Below are 22,392 nucleotides of genomic sequence, written 5' to 3' on the forward strand. Positions count from 1 at the left end.
TGAAAATAGAGGTGAAGCATATGCAGATTGAAATCATTGAAGGTGTACCATATAAGTATTTAAAGCAATTACAGACGCTTCATGCCCATGTTTTTGAAGGAGCAGCGTTGCCGTTAGCGAAATTGGAAGGTAAGGAAGGATTATTGTGTTTATTTATGATGGAAGATGCCCAAATGATTGGCTTTAAACTCGGTTATATCCATCCGGACCGAGTCTTTTATAGCTGGTTAGGTGGTGTGCATGAAGGTCAGCGAGGACGTGGTATTGCTAGTAAATTAATGATACGACAGCATGAGGAAGTACAAAAACGCGGCTTTCAAAAAGTTCGTACATATGGGCGCAATAATCGCAAGGCGATGCTGATAACAAATATTAAGCACGATTTTAATATTATCTCGACGTTTGTTGACGCAAAAGGCAGACATAAAATTATTTTTGAAAAGTCGCTATTCTAGCAAGGAAATGTCTGAAAAGCAGTGCTTTAGCCCACTTTATGGATGCCTCCACTATTTTTGAAGAAAACCTAAAAATTGTATTGACATTTTGTTTTTTCATGTTAAATTAATTCTATAAGATTAGTTGGTTTTTAAAAATCGAATCTAAAAATGCTTTTGCAGCAAAGCAAAAGCGCAACATATTGCAGTAGCTCACTAGACAAACTAGAGGCCACTCTTTAGGAAAGAAGTATTTCTTTTCTATGGAGTGGCCTTTTTGCTTCAAGATGAAAAAGCATTTGGAGTGGCTAGGTGTGAAAGTAGCTATTTTCAGAGAATATCAATAAATAGTTAGAAAAGGAGAATGTTTTCATGAGAACCCGTCTAATAATACTTTTTTCCACTTTCCTTTTATTAGCTGCTTGTGCTAGTAAGGAGGCAGCAACAGGGGGGAAAGTTGAAATTTTAAATACTTCATATGATCCAACACGCGAATTGTATGAGGAATTTAATAAGGAGTTTGCTGCATATTGGCAGGTGGAGAAAGGGCAAGAAGTGGTGATTAAACAATCGCATGGCGGCTCGGGAAGCCAAGCACGTTCCGTTATTGATGGATTGGATGCGGATGTAGTAACGCTTGCTTTAGCCTACGATGTCGATGCGATTGCGGAGCAACAATTGATTGCTGAGGGCTGGCTTAATCGCTTAGAGCATAACTCTGCACCGTATACATCTACAATTGTATTTTTAGTACGGGAGGGTAATCCAAAAGGTATTAAGGATTGGGATGATTTAGCAAAGGCTGATGTTTCAGTTATTACACCTAATCCGAAGGCATCTGGCGGAGCTCGTTGGAATTACTTAGCTGCTTGGGGATATGCTCTAGAAAATTTCGAAGGCAATAATGCGAAAGCGAAAGATTTTGTTTCTAGTATTTATAAAAATGTAGAAGTACTTGACTCTGGTGCACGAGGCTCGACAACAACATTTGTAGAGAAGGGTATTGGAGACGTATTAATTACTTGGGAAAATGAAGCACTCCTCGCATTAAACGAGTTGAAAAAGGCTGAATTTGAAATTGTAGCGCCCTCTATTAGCATTTTAGCAGAGCCGTCTGTAGCTGTAGTGGATAAGAATGTGGATAGAAAAGGGACACGAGAGATTGCTGAAGCTTATTTGAAGTTTTTGTATACAGATATTGGGCAAGAAATCGCAGCTAAGAACTATTATCGTCCAAGAACAGAGGAAATCGCTGAAAAGTATGATAGTCAATTCCCTAGCATCAAATTATTCACGATTGACGAAAAATTTGGTAGCTGGAAAGAGGCGCAAGAAACTCATTTCAGCGATGGCGGCGTTTTTGATTCCATTTATGAGTAATTTGCAGCCTATATCATTACGTTTGCACAACAGGAAGATTTCTAGAAGGTGGTTTAGATAATGAGAAAAAGGAAAAATGTATTGCCAGGCTTCGGCTTATCAATGGGTATTACAATGCTGTATTTAAGCTTATTTATTTTAATCCCATTATCTATGATATTTATCGAATCATCTAAACTTGGCTTAGTAGATTTTTGGAAAGTTGTGACGAGTGAGCGCGTTGTTCATGCCTATAAAGTGTCGTTTATTACAGCCTTTGTGGCAGCTCTTTTTAACGGTGTATTTGGCTTATTGATTGCATGGGTGCTCGTTCGCTACAGCTTCCCCGGAAAACGATTAATCGATGGGCTTATTGATTTGCCCTTTGCTTTGCCGACAGCGGTTGCAGGTATTACATTAACTACTTTATATGCGCAGGATGGCTGGATTGGTCAATGGTTTAGTGCTATAGGGGTTAAAATATCGTTTACCCCTATTGGCATTACATTGGCGCTTATATTCATCGGCTTACCGTTCGTTGTTCGAATGGTTCAGCCTGTGCTTGAAAGCTTTGAGCGTGAGGTCGAGGAGGCTGCATCTAGCTTAGGGGCGAGGAAGGGGCAAATTTTTAGAAAAATTATCTTCCCTGAAATATTACCAGCTTTATTAGCAGGATTTTCTCTTGCATTTGCAAGGGGGCTTGGGGAATATGGGTCTGTGGTTTTTATCGCAGGCAATATGCCGATGAAAACGGAAATTGCGCCACTGATGATTATGACGAAGCTGGAGCAGTTTGATTATGCTGGAGCGACAGCAATTGCGGTTGTCATGTTGATTATTTCGTTTATTTGTTTAGTTTTTATTAATTTACTGCAAAAGTGGAGTCAAAAGCATGTATTACAAGAGGAGTAGGAGGGAACAAAGTGAAGCATACGAAAGAGCAAAAAAGTGTGATTAGAAGAGTATTAATCACATTAATGCTTTTATATTTAGCATTGTTTCTACTTGTGCCGCTCGCATTCATTTTTGTCAAAGCATTTGAGCAGGGCGCAGCAGTTTATTTTGCAGCCATTACAGAGAGTGATGCTTTATCCGCTATTAAGTTAACATTACTTGTTGCTATCATAACGGTTCCATTGAATACGGTTTTCGGGGTGGCGGCAGCATGGTGTATTACGAAATTTCATTTTAAAGGCAAGCAGCTATTATTATCCTTAATCGAATTACCGTTTGCCATCTCACCAGTCATTGCGGGGCTTATTTTTATATTACTGTTTAGCCCGAGAAGCGCTTTAGGTTCGCTGTTAATGGATTTTGGTGTCAAAGTTATTTTTTCCGTACCGGGAATCGTTATTGTAACGATGTTTGTGACAATGCCATTTATTGCGCGGGAGCTCATTCCAATTATGCAGGCGCAAGGAAGGGCAGAGGAGGAGGCAGCTATCTCCCTTGGGGCAAGTGGCTGGAAAATGTTTATCCGTGTCACATTGCCAACGATTAAGTGGAGCTTATTGTATGGGATGATTTTATGTAGCGCAAGGGCGATTGGTGAGTTTGGCGCTGTGTCGGTCGTGTCAGGAAGAATTAGGGGAATGACAAACACGATGCCCCTACACGTAGAGATTTTATATAACGAATATCAGTTTTCTGCTGCCTTTGCTGTAGCATCGCTCATGTCGCTATTGGCTTTAGTGACGTTAATGATTAAAACGTTTATTGAATATAAGTCAGAGAAACAACAAGTAGGTGAATAGGATGTCTATTGAAATACATGGTGTAACAAAGCATTATGGCTCATTTCAAGCATTAAAAGATATTAATTTAACGATTTCAAAGGGGGAGCTCGTTGCACTTTTAGGACCATCTGGTTCAGGTAAAACAACGCTTTTACGAATGATTGCAGGGTTGGAGTCAATTGAGGAAGGAAGCATTTCATTTGATGGAACAGATTTAAGTACAGTACATGTCAATCAGCGAGATGTCGGCTTCGTCTTTCAACATTATGCGCTCTTTAAGCATATGACAGTATTTGATAATGTGGCATTTGGTTTAACGATTCGAAAGAAAAGCTTACGACCATCTAAAAAGGCGGTCGAGCAAAAGGTGCATGAGCTTTTAGAGCTAGTGAAGCTAAGTGGCTTTGCACAGCGCTATCCGTCACAGCTATCAGGTGGGCAACGTCAACGTGTTGCACTAGCGAGAGCATTAGCGGTAGAGCCAAAAATGCTACTACTAGATGAGCCATTTGGGGCGCTTGATGCGAAGGTTCGAAAGGAATTGCGTCGCTGGTTGCGTAAATTGCATAATGAAATGCATATTACAAGTGTATTTGTAACACATGACCAAGAAGAAGCGCTTGATGTTGCAGACCGCATTGTCATTATGAATAAGGGGAAGATTGAGCAGGTAGGAACACCTTCCGAAGTTTATGATAAGCCAGTAAGCCCGTTTGTATATGATTTTTTAGGCAATGTCAATTTATTTCACGGTCGATTGCAGCAAGGGAAATTAAAATTTGGAAGCGTTCAGCTTGATGCGTCAGACTACTTCGATAAAGACGATACCGATGCAGTAGGCTATGTGCGACCACATCATTTAAAGGTGGAGCGCGTAAGGCTAAGTGAGGATGAAATCGCAGCAAAAATTACCTTTATGCATTCAATTGGACCAACTTGGCATATTGAGATGAAACGCGAGGATAGCGATGCCTATGTTGAAGTGGAGCTGAGTAAAGAAGAATTTCTACAACTAGATTTAAAAGTTGGAGAAATTGTCTATGTCAGCCCAAAGGAAATGAAAGTATTTATCCCGGAAGATTTCATCATTTAAGGAGGGGGCAGCTTGTTAACATATAGTAAATGGGAAAACCCCAATATTGAGTTTGCAATTGATGAGCAATATAAAGGTGCTTTAGAGGTCATTAAGTGGAGCTATGGGGAGTATGGAAAAGAGATTGTCTATGCGTGTAGCTTTGGTATTGAGGGGATTGTTCTCATTGATTTAATTGCTAAGGTACAACCAGATGCGCAAATTGTCTTTTTAGACACAGATGTACATTTTAAGGAAACATATGAAACGATTGAGCGTGTACGTGAGAAATATCCAAAGCTTCATATCGTACTAAAAAAACCTGCGCTCACATTGGAGCACCAAGCACAGCAGTTTGGTGATAAGCTGTGGGAAACGAATCCAAACCAGTGCTGTAATATTCGAAAACTAGAGCCATTAAACGAGGTACTATCAGGTGCGAAAGCATGGATTTCTGGCTTGCGCCGTGAGCAGTCTGAAACACGCAAAAATGTCGAGTTTATCAATAAGGATAATAGATTTAAGTCGGTAAAAATTTGCCCGCTCATTCATTGGACGTGGAAGGATGTGTGGCGCTATGTATCAAAGCATGAGCTTACCTATAATGTGTTGCACGACCAAGGCTATCCAAGTATCGGCTGTTCGCATTGTACAAAGCCAGCCTTTACGTTAGACGATTTACGTTCGGGCAGATGGCAGGGGCAAGGGAAAACTGAATGTGGGCTTCATAGCCAGTGAGATGTAGTCATTTTAATGAAAAGGAGAAGCGCAAATGAAGGAACTTACTCACCTCGACCAATTGGAGGCAGAAGCAATTTATATTATTAGAGAAGTGGCAGCAGAATGTGAAAATCCTGTTATGCTCTATTCAATTGGAAAGGATAGCTCTGTCATGCTGCATTTAGCAATGAAGGCTTTCTATCCTGAAAAGCCACCATTTCCATTTATGCATATCGATACGACATGGAAGTTTAAAGAAATGATAGAGTTTCGTGACCGCCGAGCAAAGGAATTAGGCATTGAAATGATTGTTCATTCGAATGAGGAGGGGCTTGCACAAAACATTAATCCATTCGACCACGGCTCAGCCTATACGGATATTATGAAAACACAGGCTTTAAAGGAAGGCTTAAATAAATATGGCTTCACCGCTGCCTTTGGCGGAGGCAGGCGTGACGAAGAAAAGTCTCGTGCGAAGGAGCGTATCTTTTCATTCCGCAATAAAAACCATGCATGGGACCCTAAAAATCAACGCCCTGAAATGTGGAAGCAATTTAATACAAGAATTCATAAAGGTGAAAGCATACGCGTTTTTCCTATTTCCAATTGGACAGAGAAGGATATTTGGCAATATATTCATCGAGAAAATATTGATATTGTACCGCTCTATTTTGCAAAGGAAAGACCCGTTATTTACCGTGAGGGCAATTATGTCATGGTAGATGATGAGCGCATGCGTTTACAGCCAGATGAGGAAGTGTTCATGAAAAAGGTTCGCTTTCGTACATTGGGCTGTTACCCGCTAACAGGTGGGGTCGAATCAAATGCAGTGACTTTGGATGAAATTATAGAGGAAACATTAGGGGCAGTTACATCTGAACGTACAACACGCGTTATCGACCAAGAGGCTGTTGGGAGTATGGAGAGACGTAAGCGGGAGGGGTATTTCTAGATGAAAAGTTTATTGAGATTTATTACATGCGGCAGTGTCGATGACGGTAAATCGACGTTAATTGGTCATATGCTGTATGACGCAAAGTTATTATTCGCTGACCAAGAAAGAGCATTAGAGTTAGATAGTAGGCTAGGAAGTCGCGGGGGGGAAATTGATTATTCCCTTCTATTAGATGGGCTTTTAGCAGAGAGGGAGCAAGGAATTACAATTGATGTGGCCTATCGTTATTTTACGACGGCTCATCGCTCCTTTATCGTTGCTGATACACCGGGGCATGAGGAGTATACACGTAATATGGCTGTAGGTGCTTCATTTGCAGACCTCGCTATTATTTTGGTAGATGCAACGAAGGGTGTCGTTACACAGACGAAGCGCCATGCGCGTATATGTGCACTAATGGGTGTAAAAAATCTGGTGCTGGCTGTAAACAAGATGGATTTAGTTAACTTTAATGAAGTGCGATTTACTAAAATTAAAAGTGACTTTTTACAACTTATCGAAGAATTTCGTCTTGAAAGTGTGCAGGTAATCCCAGTTTCAGCAACGAATGGAGATAATATTACGAAAAAATCCGCAAATACGCCATGGTACGACGGATTGGCGTTACTACCATATTTAGAGGAGGTAGATACACAACAGGAGGAGCAGCAAAATTATTTTGTTATGCCTGTTCAGCGTGTAAGTAGACCGAATCACACATTCCGCGGCTTTCAGGGGCAAATTGAGGCAGGGACAATTGCCGTAGGTGATGAAATAACAACTTTACCTAGTAATGAAAAGGTGAAGGTTAAAAGTATTTTAGTAACGGACCGTGAAGTGCAAACTGCATATGCAGGGCAACCTGTTACGATTCAACTGCATAGAGAGGTAGATGTTTCGCGCGGCTGTGTACTAACGACAGACCGACAAATAGCGGTCGCTGATTTATTCACTGCCCAAATTTTATGGATGGATGATACGGAGCTTGCAGCAGGGAAAAACTATTTAATTAAAGTAGGAACAAAAATTATTCCGAGCACAATCGTAGCGATTCATCACAAAGTGGATATTAATACAGGACAGCATATAGCGGCGAATAAAATAACGAAAAACGAGCTAGCAACCTGCGATATTGCATTAACAGAAAAGGTTGTCTTTGATTCATTTGATAGAAATGAGGCATTAGGTAACTTTATTTTAATTGACCGAATTACGAATATGACTGCGGCATGTGGTGTAATTAAGGAAATTGCCTTACGAGAGAAGCATATTTTTGGGCAGCAAACAGATGTGACACGAGAGGTACGTGCTGAGCAAAAAGGGCAAAAGCCACTGACATTATGGTTTACAGGTCTTTCCGGTTCCGGCAAGTCGACACTTGCAAACGAGGTGGAAAAGCGCCTTGTAGCATTTGGTCACCACACGATGCTACTCGATGGCGATAATGTGCGATTAGGATTAAACAAAGATTTGGGCTTTGATGAGGTTGGACGTATTGAAAATATTCGTCGCATTGCTGAAGTGGCGAAGCTGATGAACGATGCGGGGTTAATTACATTAACGTCGTTTATTTCACCTTTTGAGCAGGAACGTCGAAAAGCGCAGCAAATAATAGGGCAATCCTATATCGAAATATACATTAGCACGCCTCTAGACGTATGCGAAAAACGTGATGTCAAAGGGCTTTATCAAAAAGCACGTGCACAGGAAATCACTAATTTTACTGGGATTTCAAGCCCGTACGAGGAACCAAAAAATCCTCATATTAAAATTGATACGAGCAATATTTCCTTAGAGGAAGCAACTGATTATATTGTGAAGGAAGTATTGAAGGTGCTAGCTTAACTTCATTCAGCAATGTTAAAGCGTAAGAAAGCTTGGCTTCTTACGCTTTAGTTGCAATATGAAAGGGATTTTTTAGCTGCTCCTTATTATAATGCAAAGGCTCGTTAGTTGTGGAATCTAGCACTTTACCACCGCTATACTTCACGATTGCTTCACCTGCAGCAGTATCCCATTCCATTGAGTAGCTAAGGCGTGGATAGACGTCTACTCGGCCTTCAGCGACAAGGCACATTTTAATGGAGCTACCAGATGTAACAAGCTCAATATTGTGGTGCAGCTCCTGCATTTTTTGAATATAGTCCTCCGTATCACTTGAAAAATGGGAGCGGCTAACAGCGATAGCAAAGATTTCTCTATTTGTAGCAATAGGTAGCTTTTGAGAAAGGGTAAGTAAAATATTTTCCGTATCAATTTTCTGGAGATTTTGCGTGCAATTTATTAATTTATAAGAACCAATTACGCTAGATGCAAAATACATTGTATCTTGTACAGGGCAATAAATAATGCCGAGCACAGGAGTGCCATTTTCAATAAGTCCAATATTGACGGTAAATTCCCCGTTGCGTTTAATAAATTCTTTTGTACCATCGAGTGGGTCGACTAGCCATGCAGTATGCCACTTGCTGCGCTGCGCATAATCTACTATTTCCCCTTCCTCACTAATAACGGGAATGCGAGGGTAGCAGCGCATAAGTTCCGTTTCAATTAAATGATGTGACCTTTTATCGGCGATTGTTAAAGGAGATTCATCGCCTTTAAATTCGACATTTACTGTTTCGGTGTTATACACCTTTAAAATTTCTTGACCTGCTTTAAATGCGATGTGAATAGGCTCTAAAATTCGTATAACAGTTTCCATTAAATACGCTCCAATCTATGACGTTTTAAGCTGGCACAATTCTTCAATAAATATCTTTACATTTCTTTTTTTCTTCATTGAGGGGCTATAAATATAAGAAAATGTTCGCCAAAAAGGAGTGTTTTCAAGTTGTACTACATGAATCTCACCCATTTTCAAATCTCGCTCAATGACGCTTTTCGATAGCAAGGAAAGACCTAAATTATTGATAACCGTTTCCTTTATTCCTTGTATGCTGCTGATGGAGAGTAAGGTTTTAACCTTCAGCTCATTTGTCTGCAAAAAATGCTTTAAATATTCACCAGTTCCAGAGCCGATTTCACGTGTAATCCAATCCTCATTTTGAAGATCAGCAATTGTTACTTTTTCCTTTGCTGCTAATGGATGTTGCACAGAGGACACAATAACTAATTCATCATCTTTAAAAGGCTCTACGATTATTTCTTTTTCATTCGTTTTGCCTTCTACTAAGCCAATATCGACTTGAAAAAGCTTAGCATATTGAACAATTTCATCCGTGTTGCCAATAATAATTTGAAAGGAAAGCTCTGGATATTTCTCTTTTAATTCAACAAGCAATGGAGGCAGAATGTATTCACCAATAGTAAAGCTTGCGCCAATTTTCAAATGACCTTGCACTGCATGGTGATAATCTAACATCTCCTGTTTTGTTTGCTCATAAAGCTGTATCATCTGTTTTGCGCGCTCTAGCAATATTTCTCCAGTAGGCGTAATGCAAAGTAGCTTAGGTGAACGTTGAAAAAGCTGTGTTTGAAATTCTTTTTCTAGATTTTTAATATGTAGGCTGACCGTTGGCTGTGACATACATAATGTATCTGCTGTTTTCGTAAAATTTTTAATTTCACATAATTTAATAAAAGTATGTAGCTCCTCAATATTCATCAAACTCCCCTCCTCTTCCACTCAATCATTTTTGCTAATAGCGATGATTATTAATTGTTATTTTACCAATCAATGACCATATAGTAAAGTAAACTTATTGGAATTGTTTATTTTAAAAATGTAGTTTGCTCATTGATATTATTGGTATTGAGTAATGTTATGGAGGGGAATGGAGTGGGAAAAGTTTATATTGTTGGTGCAGGCCCTGGAGATGTGGAGCTTATCACATTAAAGGGGCTTCGTTGTATAAAAGAAGCGGATGTTATTTTATATGACCGCTTAATAAATCATGAGCTACTGAGCTATGCAAAGCCAAGTGCGCAGTTGATTTTTTGCGGTAAGTTGCCAAATCGTCATGCGATGATACAGGAGCATATTAACCATTCGCTTGTGCAGTATGCAAAGCAAGACAAGATTGTCACGCGTTTAAAGGGGGGAGATCCCTTTGTATTTGGGCGGGGTGCGGAGGAGGCAGAGGTGCTAGCAGCGCATCAAATTCCATATGAAATTGTTCCAGGCATTACATCAGGTATTGCAGCGCCAGCCTATGCAGGTATTCCTGTGACACATCGAGATTTTGGTTCCAGCTTCGCTATTGTAACGGGGCATATGAGAGAAGGGAAGGATGATTCAATAAAATGGGAAAGCCTTGCTAACGGAGTAGATACATTAGCTATTTATATGGGAGTAGGTAATTTACCGTATATTTGCGGGCAGCTATTAAAATATGGACGTCCTGCTACAACACCTGTTGCACTCGTTCATATGGGAACTTTCGAGGAACAGCAAACCGTTACAGGGACACTTGAAACGATTGAGGAAATCGCGCTGGCGAGCGAAGTGAAAAATCCTAGCATTATTATCGTAGGTGAGGTTGTCTCACTAAGGGAAAAAATTCAATGGTTTGAACAAAAAATGGAGGCGCAAGGATTATTGAAAGAAAGCGTCGTGTAAAAAGTAGGTGATACAATGCAAGCAATATTATATGTCGGTCATGGCACAAGAGTGAGGCAAGGTGTAGAAGAGGCAATTCAATTTATTAAACAAATAGAGCATGAAGTAAATGTAGATATTCAGGAGATTTCATTTTTGGAGCTAGTTGAGCCAGACATTGTGCAAGGCATAAAAAATTGCGTAGAGCGAGGTGCGACGAGGATTGCAATCGTTCCACTATTGTTATTAACAGCGCAGCACGCAAAGGAGGATATTCCGGCAGAGATAGAAAAGGCGCATTCAATGTATCCACATGTACATTTTACGATTGGTCGACCATTCGGAATTCACGACAAGCTAGTTGATACGATTTATAAACGTATTATGGAGCAGCAAAAGGAGATTTCCCAAGAGGCGGAGGTGCTTTTAATCGGACGTGGTAGCAGCGATATGGCAGTTGTGCATAATATGTCTGAAATAAGTGAGCTTGTACAACGGAGATTTAACTTTCAATCCGTTAGCTCCTGTTTTTTATACGGAGCAGGTCCGAGCTTTCAAGATGCGCTAGAAATGATAAAGAAAAGGGATGCGAAGCAGCTATTCATCGTTCCTTATTTATTGTTTTCAGGTTTGTTAAGCAAGGGGATTGAAAAAAATATAAAGGAGCTACAAGTCGATAGTTCGCATGTGATTTTATGTGCTAGCTTAGGCTACGACGAAAATGTTCGTCAAGTGCTGCTAGAACGGGTACGGGAGCTATTGAATGTGTGAGGAGGGGACATCTATGTCAAAGCAAAAAAGCAATAGTGAGGCTACATTTGAAAGCATTAAAGAAATGCTCGAAACGATAAAGTTTGGAACAATTACACTCATTATTCAGGACGGACATGTTGTTCAAATTGAAAAAAATGAGAAGATTCGTTTGAAATAATTAATTAACCGTAATGATAATTCGTGAGGTGGGAAACTTGACTTTACAAGTATTGAACAGCCCTTTTAATGAGGAGCAAGTAAAACAATTAAATACGCTATTACCTACATTAAATGACTACCAAAAAATTTGGCTAACAGGTTATTTAAGCGTTGCACCCGCTACAGGTGTAGCCGTTGCAGTAGCAGAAGAGGTAAAAGCGATTGCAGCAGAGCCGCAATCAGCAACCATTTTATACGGCTCTCAAACCGGCAATGCACAAGCTTTAGCCGAAAAGCTCGGGGCGGAGTTAAAAGAGGTAGGAGTAGATGTGAAAATTGAATCGATGTCAGCCTTTAAGCCAAATCAGTTAAAGAAGCTAAATAATTTATTGATTGTCACAAGTACGCATGGTGAGGGAACGCCACCAGATAATGCGATTCAATTGCATGAATTTTTACACAGTAAGCGAGCGCCGAATTTAGAGCATGCACAGTTTTCCGTATTGGCACTTGGTGACAGCTCCTATGAATTTTTTTGCAAGACAGGTGCTGACTTTGATGAGCAATTAGAAAAGCTCGGTGCGAAGCGTATTATACCTCGGGTTGACTGTGACCTTGACTATGACAGCTTAGCAGCACAGTGGATTGAGGATGTGAAAAAAGCACTAATTACGACAAGTCCACAAACTGCTTCAATACAGGCAAATACGGAGACAAAAGAAGTTAAGAGTTCGAAGTATTCAAAAAGTAATCCGTTTTATGCCGAGGTGCTTGAGAAAATTAATTTGAATGGGCGTGGTTCAAATAAAGCGACGTATCATATCGAACTTTCGCTAGAAGAGTCAGGTCTGACCTATGCACCTGGAGATAGCATAGGTATTTTACCTGAAAACGATGAGCAGCTTGTCGGAATATTAATCGAAGCACTTGGCTTCAAGCAAACTGAAATTGTAACGGTTGAACAGCAATCTATAACTTTAGCCGAGGCACTACAAAAAAAGCTTGAAATCACTGTATTATCAAAGCCATTGCTGCAAAAAATTCAAAACTATACGCTAAATCGAGATTTTGCAGCGCTTGTGCAAGATGATAAATGGAAGGATTATGTGTATGGACGTGATTTATTAGACGTAGTACAAAGCTTCGGGCCGTTTTCATGGAATGCACAGCAATTTATTGAGTTGCTACGCAAAATTCCAGCACGTTTATATTCCATTGCCTCTAGTCAAGCAGCCAATGAAGAGGAAGTACATTTGACAATTGGGAAAGTAGGCTATGACAAGGATGAGCGTAAGCGTCTTGGCGTGTGCTCAGGTCAGATTGCAGAGCGCGTTGAGGTCGGTCAAAAGCTACCTATCTATATCCATTCCAATCCGAATTTTAAACTGCCACAGAATGATGCAACACCGATTATTATGATTGGTGCTGGTACAGGAATTGCACCGTTTCGCTCATTTATAGAGGAGCGTGCAACGCGTGAGGCACAGGGCAAGGCATGGCTGTTTTTCGGTGAGCAGCATTTTGTTACAGATTTCTTATACCAAACAGATTGGCAGCGCTGGCTACAGGAACAGGCATTAACTAATTTAACAGCAGCATTTTCACGTGATAGTGATAGAAAAATTTATGTGCAGCATCGTTTACAGGAGCATGCGAAGGAGCTATTTGAGTGGATTGAGCAAGGCGCTGTTATTTATGTATGTGGTGATGAAAAGACAATGGCAGCAGATGTTGACCAAACGATTCATGCAATTATTGCTGAACAGGGCGGTAAAACGGCTGAGCAGGCAGTGCAGTATGTAAACGAGCTAAAGCAACAGCAGCGCTATCAACGAGATGTTTATTAAAAGGAAATGAGGTTGAAATAATGACTGAGAAAATAGTATTACCGCCACAGCCTGGTAAGCCAAGTGATGTGGAGCGTATAAAGAGTGAAAGTAATTATTTGCGCGGCACATTGGAAGCGACAATGCAAAATCCTTTAAGCTCAGGTATTCCAGATGATGATAATCGTTTAATGAAATTTCATGGTAGCTATTTGCAGGATGACCGTGATGTACGCAATGAGCGTCAGAAGCAGAAGCTCGAGCCAGCCTATCAATTTATGGCACGTGTGCGTACACCAGGAGGAGCTGCGACACCAGCACAATGGCTCATAATGGATGAGATGGGCAGAAAATATGGCAATGGTTCATTAAAGCTGACGACACGACAGGCTTTTCAAGTACATGGCATTTTAAAATGGAATATGAAAAACTATATGCAGGAAATTCATGAGGCATTATTAGACTGTATCGCGGCATGTGGTGATGTTAATCGTAATGTGATGTGTAATGTCAACCCGAATCAATCACAGCTACATGAGGAAGTGTATACATGGTCTGCTAAATTAAGTGAGCATCTATTGCCGAAAACAAATGCCTACCACGAGCTATGGCTAGATGGTGAAAAGGTTTATGACGGGCAAGAAAAAGAAGTAGAGCCAGTGTACGGCGCACTTTATTTACCGCGTAAATTTAAAATCGGTATTGCCATCCCTCCAAGTAATGATATTGATGTTTTTTCACAAGATATCGGCTTTATTGCTATTGTAGAAAACAATCAGTTAATCGGCTTTAATGTCGCTGTTGGTGGTGGTATGGGGATGACACATGGCGATACAGCTACTTATCCGCAACTAGGACGATTAGTCGGCTATATTCCGAAAGAGCGTTTACTAGAAACAGCAGAGAAAATTTTGACGATTCAACGCGATTACGGAAACCGCTCGGTGCGTAAAAATGCTCGTTTTAAATATACAATTGATGCGCGCGGGCTAGATTGGTTTAAGGAGGAGCTTCATCAACGCTTAGGCTGGAAGCTCGGTGATATCCGTCCATATACATTTAAGCGCACAGGAGATGAATATGGATGGATTAAAGGGGAAAACGGAAAATGGCATTTTACGCTATTTATCCAAAATGGGCGCGTTCGTGATTTTGAAGACTATCAGTTAATGACGGGACTACGAGAGATTGCTAAAGTGCATACTGGTTTATTCCGCTTAACTCCAAATCAAAATCTGCTTATCGCTGATGTAACACCTCAAAAAAAGCGAATAATTGATGCTTTATTGAATAAATATAAAATTACAGACGGTGCTCATTATTCAGCTCTTCGTCGCAATTCAATTGCTTGCGTGTCGTTGCCAACATGCGGTTTAGCAATGGCGGAGGCAGAACGTTATTTACCAACATTAATAACAAAAATTGATGGCATATTAGAGGAGTTTGGTTTACTTGAAACGGAAATAGGCATTAGAATGTCGGGCTGTCCAAATGGTTGTTCAAGAGCTGCAATGGGAGAAATCGGTTTTATCGGAAAAGGGCCAGGTAAATATAATTTATATTTAGGAGGCGATTTTACCGGTCAACGCTTAAATAAAATTTATCGAGAGAATATAGGCGAAGAGGAGATCTTATCCACATTGCGACCAATATTGGAGCGATATGCAAAAGAGCGTGAGGAACAGGAGCATTTTGGCGATTTTGTGATTCGCCAAGGCTATGTAGAGGCAGTAACAGATGGCCGTCAATTCCATTAATGAAAAGGCAAAATAACGCGGCAATTTTATAGTGCAAAAATGATACTAAATACGTTACTATTGTTGTAAACAAAAGGAGCGGATAATATGTACGAGCCGAAAACAAAGGAAACAGATAGCAGCGTTATTGAGTTTATTGAAGGTGTAGACAGTGTTAAAAAGCGCGAGGATGCTTATGCATTAGTAGATATTTTCACGGAAGTAACAGGCTATGAAGCAAAGATGTGGGGACCGAGCATAATCGGCTTTGGCAAATATCACTATAAATATGCTTCTGGTCATGAAGGAGACGCACCGTTAGTAGGTTTCTCACCACGCAAGGCAAAAATTAGCCTATACTTTGCCCCAGGAGACCCACAGCGCGAAACATTGCTTGAAAATTTCGGAAAACATACGACCGGAAAGGCATGTGTATATATTAATAAGCTTTCGGATATTGACGTAACTATTTTAAAAGAATTGATTGGACAGTCTGTAGCATTTTTACGGGCAACATATCCTGAATAAAAAAGGGGATTTTGCAGCGCACTGCAAAATCCCTTTTTTAAAAGCTACTGAACATAGCCCAGATTAAAACTGCTCCAAATGCAAAGAGAATAATGAAAATTATAATCGCTGGAATGACTAAAGTGAAGAAAGCCTTCCAATTTGAAAACTGATGTGCTTCTGCGACTGCACCAACTGATACAACAAATGACCATATCCCTAATACAATTGATAGCAAAATGGCAATCCAAAAGATAGCAGGGATTGGCCCCTCAAAATCAGGAGTTAACAGAAAATCTGGTGATACAACAAACCAAATAAGATAAATTGGCCCAAGCATTGCTGAAGGAATCGATGCAATGCTCGTTGCTCTATACATTTCCGTGTATGTTGCGACACCTTTGAAAAGCTTTCCAACTCCCCATGCTATAAGCGCTGAAATAAACATGCCAACGATGGTTACAATAGGTGAAAAAATAATTGTTGCAATAATGAAGCCCCAGGATAATGGTCCACCATAGTCAAAGAAATTGATAGGCAACGCGATAATCGAACAAATTGTAAGAATAATCATAGCGAAGCCCATTGTTTTATGGTCAATCATATATCGAGCAGTTTGCTTCGGATGTAACCAAACAGATAAAAATGGGTTTAGCGTATTGTTATCCATAATATCCCTCCAAAATAAAATATGTATTTCCCTACCTAGTATACCGAAAAACCAGCTAAAAAGTTTCAAAAATTTACTATAATACTAAAAATGATAAAATGAACCCCCAACAGACTTAATTTTTCCTACAAAAGCTTTAGAAATATTAACTTTATACATAGACCTGAATATTCAGAATTTTCAGTTTTGTTGTATTTACAAAGAAAGAGATTAAGTATATTATTAGTATAATAGGACTTTATTATTAAAATCTGTCATTTATCAATAAAGCCTATGAGATTGCTTGTAGAGAAAATAGTACAGTGAGTAGAGGGGGGAATGGGGAATGAAGCGAATTACTATTAGAAAGAAATTAATTTTTTCTTTTTTACTTATTCTGCTAATCCCAGCAGCTTTGATAGGGTTAATTGCATATCAAAGTGCCAAAAAACAAGTTATAGAAGAGCAGCAGGCAAGTGCTAATGAAAGCGTTCGAATGCTTGATATGAACATTACAAATATGATTGCACCGAAAGTATATGATATTGAATATTTTGCGGGAAAGTTTAATCAACAATCGTTACGACAAGAGGAACGAACTAGAGTAGTTAATTTGTTGACGGAGTATATTAACACACATCCTGAAGTAGAAGCGATTTATATAGGTACAAAACAAGGGGAGATGATTAACGCACCGGAGCTTGATTTACCAAGTGATTACGACCCACGTGAAAGACCGTGGTATACAGATGCAGTAAATAATAATGGTGATGTAGTGCTAACAACACCCTATGTTTCAGCATCAGGTGAAAATAGCATTGTTGTGACAATAACAAAAACTTTACCAGACCAATCAGGTGTCTTCGCAATGGATTTGAATATTTCACTGCTTGATGATGTAGCAAATGATATTAAGATTGGTGAAACAGGTTTTGCAGCATTGTACGATGACCGCCACTATTATATTACGCAAAACGGCAAAGAAAGTGGCACAGAAGTAACGGAATCATATGTTAATGAAATTTATAATAACGAAAACGGGACGATTATTATGAAAGACCGACATATTCGTTATACGACGAATGAACTGACGGGCTGGAAAGTGCTCGGCACAATGTTTACAGTAGAGGCTAAGCAAGCAGCATCAGGCATATTGACGACAATTGTTATCGTCGTTGTGCTCGCTATTATTGCAGGTATTGGCTTCATACTTTTCATGGTTCGTTCAATTGTTCGCCCAATCAAGGAGCTGCAAGTAAATGCATTAAAAATTAGTGAAGGGGATTTAACGACATACATTGATATTTATACGAAGGATGAAATCGGCCAACTTGGCGAAGCGTTCGTAGCGATGAAAATTAGCTTGAAAAAATTACTTCAACATATGGGGCAAAGCGCGCAGCAAGTACAAAGTTCGGCACAAAATTTAGCGGCAAGCGCAGAGCAAAATATAGCTGCTTCTGAGCAAGTAACAGATGCAATGCAGGAGGTTGCAAGCAGCACTGAAAAGCAAACAACTAGCATTGAGCAAAATGCAATTTCCATAGAAGAAGTGGCGAAGGGCATTGTTGAGGTGACAGATAGTACGATGCAAGTGTCTGACTTATCAGGCTTTGCGATGCAGCTAGCGGATGAAGGTGGAGAGGCTGTACAACAAACAGTCAATCAAATGCAATCGATTCACGCATCTGTTGTACAATCAGATGAAACAATCCAATCACTGTATGAGCGTACAAAACAGATAGGCTCTATTTTGGAAATCATTACTGCGATTTCAGACCAAACAAATTTATTAGCATTGAATGCTGCTATTGAAGCAGCAAGAGCTGGGGAGCATGGCAAAGGCTTTGCAGTTGTTGCCGATGAGGTGCGGAAGCTAGCAGAGCAATCACTGCAATCGACAAGTCAAATTTCTGCACTTATTGCTGCTATTCAACAAGATACAGCACAGTCTGTTCAGGCGATGGATAAAGCATCAATAGATGTTGAAGAAGGATTGAAGCTAACAGAGCAAACGAGTGAAAAGTTTGCAACTATCGTAGAAAGCTTGCAAAATATCGCACCAAAAATCGAAGGCATTTCCGCAGCCTCTGAGGAAATTTCAGCCGTAGTGCAAGAAGTATCGGCGACAGCGTTAGAATTATCAGACCACGCAAAATCAAATGCTGCTGCATCTGAGGAAGTCGCAGCATCGACAGAGCAAACGTTGGCATCCATGCATGAAATGGCAGCGGCAGCACATGCTCTACAGGAGATGGCAGGCGAGCTACACGAGTATATGGAAAGGTTTAAACTTTAATTAAACGAAGGCTGTAGGGAAAGCGGGTTGTCGTCTGCACTTCCCTACAGCCTACTTGTTATTATCCGGTTTCTGAGCAAATTGCAATATGGAACAAAACAGACTTCGCCATCGTTTAAAGTGAAAAGGAGTGAGCTAGGTGATTGAAGTTAATGGACGTTTTACTGACGCAAAAATATATACGAATACAGCACAGCCAGCAGCAATTGAGCAAATTAAAGAGCTGACAGACCAAGCATTTATGGAAGGGGCAAAAATTCGTATTATGCCTGATTATCATGCTGGGAAGGGCTGTGTCATTGGCACAACGATACAATTGCAGGAGCGTGTTGTACCGAATTTAGTTGGTGTAGATGTTGGCTGTGGCGTTTTCGTTGCTGAGCTTAATACTTCTGCGATTGATTATGCCAAGCTAGATGCAACCATTCGAGCGCATGTACCGAGTGGTCAGGACTTACATATGGAGCTATCGCCAGCTCGGCAATTTAAGGAATTTGAAAGGGATAATTTTATCGCAGCAGGTATAAAAGACGATTATACAAATTTATCGCTTGGCACATTAGGCGGGGGTAATCATTTTATCGAGCTTGCGAAAGACAACGAAGATAAATATTATTTATTAATTCATACAGGCTCACGCTATATCGGTTCGAAAGTGGCGAACTGGCATCAAAAAAGAGCTTTTGAAGCATTGCGTCATCACGATGTTTCTAAAATTATTGAGCAGCTTAAAAATGAGGGACGCGAACAGGAAATACAAGCAGCAATCGAAGCGTACAAGGGGGAAAACCCTGTTATACCAAAGGAATTAGCTTATTTAGAGGGTCAGCCATTCCACGATTATATTCACGATATGAAAATTGCGCAGCGCTATGCAGTAATGAATAGATGGACGATTGCTGAAACAATTGCACAGCATATGGGGTGGATATATACAGATACCTTTGATACAATTCACAACTACATTGATACAGATACGATGACATTACGCAAAGGCGCTGTGCGAGCGAATAAAGGAGAAAAACTTGTTATTCCAATGAATATGCGTGATGGTTCGCTTATTTGTATTGGGAAGGGCAATGCGGAGTGGAATTATTCAGCGCCACATGGAGCAGGGCGAGTTTATTCACGTCGCGCAGCGAAAAAAGAGCTGAGCATGGTCGATTTCAAGGAAACGATGCAAGGTGTATGGACGACATCAGTAACGGAGGATACGCTTGACGAAGCACCAATGGCTTACAAGCCGATGGAGGAAATTACATCGGTCATTGGCGAAACCGTTGATATTATCAAGGCAATTAAGCCTGTTTATAATTTTAAAGCAAGTGAGGAGCAGAAGCCTTATATGAGGCGGAAATAATCAAAAAGAGATGATTATGGGGAAATTTGGTTGCACCTTTAACTTCTTTCAGCGTGCGTCTCCCACCTCTATAGGTGGCGAGACGCACGCTGAAATCATAAGAACTAAATCGCTTTTTAAGATAAATCATGTTGACCAAACTTGCAGCGGATGTCACAGGTTTTTTAAGAGAGGTGTAATAGACTATCAAGTAGAATGTCTTATGAGTTATCATAGTGCTTCGTTACAGTCAAAGGAAAGGGGGGATTTCGTATGCGTTTACAGGAGCAACGACTTCGGCAGGCAGTGCAAGGCAAAAGTATATTAATTACAGGAGCTAGCTCAGGTATTGGGCGAGATGTCGCCTTGTTATTGGCTCGCTATGAGGCAAATTTAATAATTGTTGGACGTGATGAGGAGCGTTTGCGTGATGTTGCTGTAAAGACAGGTGCTCGGATGTATAGGATGGATTTGCGTGAGGAAGAAAATCGTCGCCAGCTATGCAAGGAAATTGGTCAGCTTGATATTTTTATCAATAATGCAGGTTTGTCCATTCATCGCTCGATATATGATTCCTTAGAGCGCTCGCATGATTTTTCGCGGACAATGGCCATTAATTATTTTGCACCTGTGGAGCTAATGTTACATTTTATTCCGTTATTAGATGCAGCAAAGGGACAGGTTGTAAATGTTTCTACGATTAATACAAAATTTCGCCCTATGGCAAAATGGTCTGCTTATCAAGCGTCAAAGGCTGCCTTTGATACATGGCTACGAGCTGTTGCACCAGAGGTAAAGCATACGGTTTCTACAATCTATTTACCGCTTGTTCGTACACCGATGATTGCACCGACGAAAAAATATAAGCATGTACCAGCAATGGCTAGTGAGGTGGCGGCTCAGCGTATCGCTCGTTTATTGTACACGAAAAAGAAGGAGGATAAACCGTGGTGGCTACCATTTCTACACTATTTGAGACCTTAAAAATTAAAGCCCTTTTACGGATGCCCTTCAGCAAGTTGATGAGAGCTATTAGTAAGGAAGGCTTCTCCATTAATGCATTGCTCGCTTTTTATGCTAAAAAACAGCCGCATTGTCCTATTTTTATTGAAAAGCATTGTACAACTACATATGGTCAATTTTATGACGAGGTTATTTATATGAGTTATGCTTTAAGTGAATATGGTATTCGTGCAGGACAGCGGGTTGGTTTTCAGTGTGATAATAGTATCTCGTTATTACGAGCAGTGTTTGCGACAGAGCGAATAGGGGCGACGGCTGTGTTATTACATACAGGGCGTCCTGTGAAGGGGTATTTTGATTTTTTATTTACAGAGCAGCAGCTTGGAGCTTTACCAACAAGGGCGGCGGCTGTATATTTTCCACGTAGACAAGGAAAAATTGTTTTACAAACAAGTGGCACAACTGGTGAACCTAAAGCTGTACATACAGCAGTGCATACATTGCTTGCCCCATTTTGCGCTTTGCTAGAGCGTATGCATTTTCATACATATCGTTATGTTTATGTCGCCACGCCTTTTTTTCACGGTTACGGACTTGCCTTTCTAACTGCAACAGTAGCTGTTGGACATACAGTCGTCTTAAGCAGACGCTTTGATGCTTCCTTATTAGAAGCATATCCAATTGAAGCAATCACGGTTGTTCCAACTTTGTTAACTCGCTTTAGCAAAACACCATCATTGCGCTGTATTGCAAGTGGTAGCGCACCGTTGCAAAATAGCGAGGGCTTTGAGTCGATTTTATATAATTTATACGGCACATCTGAAGTAGGCTTAATTAGTATTGCAACGCCAGAAGAACGCGCCCTATATCCTACAACAATTGGCTCGCCTATCAATGGGCTAAGCATTAGGTTTAATAAGGGTGAACTAATTGTTAATAATAAACGAACAGGGGATATCGTAGAAGAAAGAGAAGGGTTATTATTCATAAAAGGAAGGCTACATGAAAGGATTATTTCAGGTGGAGAAAATGTTTTTCCACAGCATATTGAGCAAATAATAAAGACGCATCCGAAAATAACGGATGTTGCAATTACAAGTGAGGCAGACTCGCATTTTGGCGAGCGAGTTATTGCTTATGTTGTAGGGGATGGTGTCGGTGAGCGTGATATTCAAGCCTTTTGTAAACAGAATCTAGCAAATTATGAATGCCCGAAGAAAATTTATTTTGTGGAAGCACTTCCCTATAACGAATTAGGAAAAATTAATCGGAAGTTACTACCAAAACCCTTATAAAAAATGTTGTATAAAAATTTAAGTTTACGTATAATTAATTGAAACGGATGGAAAAGAAGTGCAGTTTACTG

The 22,392-nt window shown here is 40.2% G+C and carries 21 protein-coding genes; 18 read left to right on the forward strand and 3 right to left on the reverse strand.

Annotated elements, in window-relative coordinates:
• Positions 1-20: 20 nt before the first annotated feature.
• From MHH70_RS13300 to cysC, 8 genes are all read left to right on the forward strand, one after another.
• On the forward strand, positions 21-455 hold the full coding sequence (locus MHH70_RS13300) for a GNAT family N-acetyltransferase (RefSeq protein WP_342471722.1): 435 nt from the start codon (positions 21-23) through the stop codon (positions 453-455).
• 351 nt (positions 456-806) lie between these two features.
• A complete protein-coding gene (locus MHH70_RS13305) occupies positions 807-1,814 on the forward strand; it encodes a sulfate ABC transporter substrate-binding protein (RefSeq protein ID WP_107943414.1) in 1,008 nt (335 codons plus the stop codon).
• 60 nt (positions 1,815-1,874) lie between these two features.
• Positions 1,875-2,705 (forward strand): sulfate ABC transporter permease subunit CysT, encoded by an 831-nt coding sequence (gene cysT / locus MHH70_RS13310; RefSeq protein WP_066169418.1) that lies wholly within the window; start codon positions 1,875-1,877, stop codon positions 2,703-2,705.
• A gap of 11 nt (positions 2,706-2,716) precedes the next feature.
• Positions 2,717-3,547, forward strand: a complete 831-nt coding sequence (cysW, locus tag MHH70_RS13315) for a sulfate ABC transporter permease subunit CysW (protein ID WP_342471723.1) — start codon at positions 2,717-2,719, stop codon at positions 3,545-3,547.
• Position 3,548: 1 nt separating this feature from the next.
• A complete protein-coding gene (locus MHH70_RS13320; RefSeq protein WP_066169414.1) occupies positions 3,549-4,622 on the forward strand; it encodes a sulfate/molybdate ABC transporter ATP-binding protein in 1,074 nt (357 codons plus the stop codon).
• A gap of 12 nt (positions 4,623-4,634) precedes the next feature.
• Positions 4,635-5,339 carry a phosphoadenylyl-sulfate reductase gene (locus MHH70_RS13325; protein ID WP_342471724.1) on the forward strand — a complete coding sequence of 235 codons (705 nt, stop codon included), beginning with the start codon at positions 4,635-4,637 and terminating at the stop codon, positions 5,337-5,339.
• Positions 5,340-5,373: 34 nt separating this feature from the next.
• Positions 5,374-6,273 carry a sulfate adenylyltransferase subunit CysD gene (gene cysD / locus MHH70_RS13330; protein ID WP_342471725.1) on the forward strand — a complete coding sequence of 300 codons (900 nt, stop codon included), beginning with the start codon at positions 5,374-5,376 and terminating at the stop codon, positions 6,271-6,273.
• Positions 6,274-8,100 (forward strand): adenylyl-sulfate kinase, encoded by a 1,827-nt coding sequence (gene cysC / locus MHH70_RS13335; RefSeq protein WP_342471726.1) that lies wholly within the window; start codon positions 6,274-6,276, stop codon positions 8,098-8,100.
• 40 nt (positions 8,101-8,140) lie between these two features.
• On the opposite strand, the gene cysQ is transcribed toward cysC, so the two are convergent.
• Together cysQ and MHH70_RS13345 are read right to left on the reverse strand one after the other, a co-directional pair.
• On the reverse strand, positions 8,141-8,959 hold the full coding sequence (gene cysQ, locus MHH70_RS13340) for a 3'(2'),5'-bisphosphate nucleotidase CysQ (RefSeq protein WP_342471727.1): 819 nt from the start codon (positions 8,957-8,959) through the stop codon (positions 8,141-8,143).
• Between the two features lie 15 nt (positions 8,960-8,974).
• A complete protein-coding gene (locus tag MHH70_RS13345; protein WP_342471728.1) occupies positions 8,975-9,862 on the reverse strand; it encodes a LysR substrate-binding domain-containing protein in 888 nt (295 codons plus the stop codon).
• 174 nt (positions 9,863-10,036) lie between these two features.
• On the opposite strand from MHH70_RS13345, the gene cobA reads away from it, so the two are divergent.
• From cobA to MHH70_RS13375, 6 genes are all read left to right on the forward strand, one after another.
• A complete protein-coding gene (gene cobA / locus MHH70_RS13350; RefSeq protein WP_342471729.1) occupies positions 10,037-10,816 on the forward strand; it encodes a uroporphyrinogen-III C-methyltransferase in 780 nt (259 codons plus the stop codon).
• 15 nt (positions 10,817-10,831) lie between these two features.
• Positions 10,832-11,566: a sirohydrochlorin chelatase gene (locus tag MHH70_RS13355; protein ID WP_066169400.1), complete on the forward strand. Its 735-nt coding sequence runs from the start codon at positions 10,832-10,834 to the stop codon at positions 11,564-11,566.
• Positions 11,567-11,579: 13 nt separating this feature from the next.
• Positions 11,580-11,726 (forward strand): YezD family protein, encoded by a 147-nt coding sequence (locus MHH70_RS13360; RefSeq protein ID WP_066169398.1) that lies wholly within the window; start codon positions 11,580-11,582, stop codon positions 11,724-11,726.
• Between the two features lie 37 nt (positions 11,727-11,763).
• A complete protein-coding gene (locus MHH70_RS13365; protein WP_342471730.1) occupies positions 11,764-13,554 on the forward strand; it encodes an assimilatory sulfite reductase (NADPH) flavoprotein subunit in 1,791 nt (596 codons plus the stop codon).
• Positions 13,555-13,574: 20 nt separating this feature from the next.
• Complete coding sequence (cysI, locus tag MHH70_RS13370) at positions 13,575-15,290, forward strand: assimilatory sulfite reductase (NADPH) hemoprotein subunit (RefSeq protein ID WP_066169395.1); 1,716 nt, start codon at positions 13,575-13,577, stop codon at positions 15,288-15,290.
• 87 nt (positions 15,291-15,377) lie between these two features.
• Entirely contained in the window at positions 15,378-15,797 is a 420-nt protein-coding gene (locus MHH70_RS13375) for a DUF1801 domain-containing protein (RefSeq protein WP_342471731.1), read from the forward strand.
• 37 nt (positions 15,798-15,834) lie between these two features.
• On the opposite strand, the gene MHH70_RS13380 is transcribed toward MHH70_RS13375, so the two are convergent.
• Entirely contained in the window at positions 15,835-16,446 is a 612-nt protein-coding gene (locus MHH70_RS13380) for a Yip1 family protein (protein ID WP_107943409.1), read from the reverse strand.
• 325 nt (positions 16,447-16,771) lie between these two features.
• On the opposite strand from MHH70_RS13380, the gene MHH70_RS13385 reads away from it, so the two are divergent.
• From MHH70_RS13385 to MHH70_RS13400, 4 genes are all read left to right on the forward strand, one after another.
• Positions 16,772-18,724 (forward strand): methyl-accepting chemotaxis protein, encoded by a 1,953-nt coding sequence (locus tag MHH70_RS13385; protein WP_342471732.1) that lies wholly within the window; start codon positions 16,772-16,774, stop codon positions 18,722-18,724.
• A 139-nt stretch (positions 18,725-18,863) separates the two neighbouring features.
• On the forward strand, positions 18,864-20,084 hold the full coding sequence (locus MHH70_RS13390) for an RtcB family protein (protein WP_342471733.1): 1,221 nt from the start codon (positions 18,864-18,866) through the stop codon (positions 20,082-20,084).
• A 252-nt stretch (positions 20,085-20,336) separates the two neighbouring features.
• Positions 20,337-21,047 (forward strand): SDR family NAD(P)-dependent oxidoreductase, encoded by a 711-nt coding sequence (locus MHH70_RS13395; RefSeq protein ID WP_107943406.1) that lies wholly within the window; start codon positions 20,337-20,339, stop codon positions 21,045-21,047.
• On the forward strand, positions 21,014-22,321 hold the full coding sequence (locus MHH70_RS13400) for an AMP-binding protein (protein ID WP_342471734.1): 1,308 nt from the start codon (positions 21,014-21,016) through the stop codon (positions 22,319-22,321). Before MHH70_RS13395 ends, MHH70_RS13400 begins: the two co-directional genes overlap by 34 nt.
• Positions 22,322-22,392: the final 71 nt, after the last annotated feature.

This window comes from Metasolibacillus sp. FSL H7-0170, assembly GCF_038593115.1.
Classification (GTDB): Bacteria; Bacillota; Bacilli; order Bacillales_A; family Planococcaceae; genus Metasolibacillus; species Metasolibacillus fluoroglycofenilyticus.